Here is a 2542-nt window from a genome sequence, read left to right as displayed (position 1 = left end):
GCATTTTTTCCGGGCTATACTAACAGTAACTATCTCTAGCCCTGATGATTACGTCAAGTCTGGCTGAAATGAGAACATCCTCAAAGCCATACACAGACTGCCTTTTTAATTTTCGGACAGGTCTAATGGGGAATGAGTTCTGCAATATCCTGACTTGCGTGTTTTTGTAGTCTGGTTTTGATCCCTTCTCCTACTTCATGAAAATGGGCGATCGCTAATGAGTCTTCTAACAACTGCAAGACATCCTGTTTATCCCCTTCTCCCAATGGTTGCAGTCTTTTTCTACCCCGGTTTGCAGGATCTATCCATTCTGCGGCCATTGCGATCACCTCATCATGCAACCTGGCCGCTTTGTCTCCGTATAACGACAACCGCCCCAAAACAATAATTTTCGGGATCGGATCATTGGTTAAACACACAGAAGCACGGGTAAGTTCATCATGTAAAAACCCTTGGGATAAAAACCTGCTTAATAATCTCTGTACTAACCGATGTTCTAAATGTAAATGTACTACATCCCCATCCAAAGAACCTGGATCACGGAAAACTACCGGACGAATAGGTGCTTCCCTGCGCCATTCCCAGGGTTTTTGTCCTCTTTGTTTCGGTACTCGTAAAGTATCTAAAGTTGCTGACCAAGTAGGATCTGCCCCGGTTTGCTGATCCAGTGCTGGAATCATCCACCGGGCAGTTATCGGGTTATTAACCGCCTCACTTTCATCCAGCAGTGTCAATGGGGAAGCGTTGAGAATTTCTAAAGATGCAGAGATGGCCGCCCGGAAATGTTGATCACTTAAATTTAACCATTGCTGTGATTTTTTTAACATTTCTTGCAGTTCACCCAGTTGTTTATTTAGGTCTTTTTGTCTGATTCTTGCTGCTTCCAACTCGGCGTTAATAACTTCTAAATTCCCCTCTGTTTTAGTATCTATTTTATCGGCTTGATTAATTTCCTCCGTAATATTATTGATGTTTTGATGGCGAATACCGTCCGCTAATAACCGGGAAACTTTTTTCTCTACAACCGGTGCAAGACTGCCTAACTCTCGCTGAATATTATCTGTTTTCCGTACCAAAACATCTAAAACTTTATCTTCCACCCGTTGAGGTAAGATAAAATAATAACATCTCACTAAAGGCGATCACTGTAATTTTCTATCTATCCGTCCGTTGCGTTGTTCCATCCGGCTAGGATTCCAAGGTACATCAAAATGAAACAGATCCGCGCAGTGATTCTGTAAATTTACCCCTTCTCTCGCCGCATCCGTAGCAATTAAAATCCGTAATGGATGCCGACTAGGATCACTATTAAACGCCTGTTTAATTTCTTCCCTCCTGTCATCCCCTATCCCCCCATGAAACACATCTATGCGGTTATCTGCTAGATGGGAATGGGCGATCGCTGCCTCTAACTGTTGTTGTAAATAGCGTTTTGTATCTGTATATTCAGTAAAAATAATCACCCTTTTATTTAACCAAGCAGCGTTATTTTCCCCCAAATCAGGACAAAGATTAACTTTAATCCACTCTATCAGCTTGATAATCCTGGGGTCTGGCTGATACCGTACTTGATCAGCAATTTCCCCCATTTGCCGTAAAATCTCTAATTCCCTTGGTGTTGCTTGTAACCCATCTTCCCTACTAGCGGCGCTCATTTGTGCATCTTCTTCCGCTTCTATTTCTGCCTCTGGTAACTCCGCCCTGTCATCATCCGCCCCCGCAGACTCTAATAATAGGGTAATTGGTGATTGGTAATTGGTGTTATTTTTATTTCTCTCCCTGCTTTCGTGACTTCTTTCTATAGCAGTTCTATGTACTTTTAAAGTCCGAGCAAAAGCTTCAATAGAAGATAACAACCGCTTTTGTAAAGATGTAATTACCAACATTGCCGCAGCTTGGGCGGTTTTAGAAACATCCTTTAATCTTTCTTCTCGTAAATGACGATATTCTTGTAATAACCGAGATAATTGTAACTCTGGGGCATTTTCTGGCAAATTATCAATAATAATCGGTGTTACCTTTTGACCTGGTATAATATTATTTATGTCAGTTACAGTATTATTCACCTCAACCAGCCCCCTAACTGAGTATTTGCAAGCTAATCATAATCATAATCTGTTTCATATATTTCAACATCTGGTGAAACCCCAGTAGCAGATAAATCTAAAACATCATCTGTCAAGCTGATAATTTCCCCCCTAAAAAATTCCGCCAGGCTTTTAGCTGCTTTTGCTACTTGTTCAGCATTCCAAGTTGATACAGGTGCTGGTGATATGGGTGATGGTGATTGGTGATTGGTGATTGGTGATGGGTGATTGGGGATGGGGGAGTGGTGAGTGGGGATTGAGGATTGAGGATTGGTGAGGGGTGGTTGGTGGTGGTTGATTGAAGATCTGGTTGTGAGAGTTGTAGATGAGAGGGATGGCAAAGGGGGTGAGGAGATGTGTTCATACGAACTGTGTCTGATTGTGTACATTATCTCAACATATAGCACTGTTGCTTCACAACATGTATAGTCTGTGATCACGAGTATGAGACCAGG

At 42.1% G+C, this 2542-nt stretch carries 3 protein-coding genes; all 3 read right to left on the bottom strand.

Annotated features, from left to right (window positions below; translation table 11 throughout):
• Positions 1-122 precede the first annotated feature (122 nt).
• Genes FFR48_RS29810 through FFR48_RS27165 form a run of 3 tightly spaced genes read right to left on the bottom strand, consistent with a single transcriptional unit; the run spans position 123 to position 2428 of the window.
• On the bottom strand, positions 123-1133 hold the full coding sequence (locus FFR48_RS29810; RefSeq protein WP_236104214.1) for a hypothetical protein: 1011 nt from the start codon (positions 1131-1133) through the stop codon (positions 123-125).
• Positions 1134-1142: 9 nt separating this feature from the next.
• Positions 1143-2066, bottom strand: a complete 924-nt coding sequence (locus FFR48_RS29805; protein WP_236104213.1) for a helicase-related protein — start codon at positions 2064-2066, stop codon at positions 1143-1145.
• 32 nt (positions 2067-2098) lie between these two features.
• A complete protein-coding gene (locus FFR48_RS27165; protein ID WP_201277696.1) occupies positions 2099-2428 on the bottom strand; it encodes a hypothetical protein in 330 nt (109 codons plus the stop codon).
• Positions 2429-2542 lie beyond the last annotated feature (114 nt).

The organism is Sphaerospermopsis reniformis, from assembly GCF_005402885.1.
GTDB classification, from domain to species: Bacteria; Cyanobacteriota; Cyanobacteriia; order Cyanobacteriales; family Nostocaceae; genus Sphaerospermopsis; species Sphaerospermopsis kisseleviana.
Note: the sequence above shows the minus strand (reverse complement) of the source record. Positions and strands in the feature narration are given on the sequence as shown.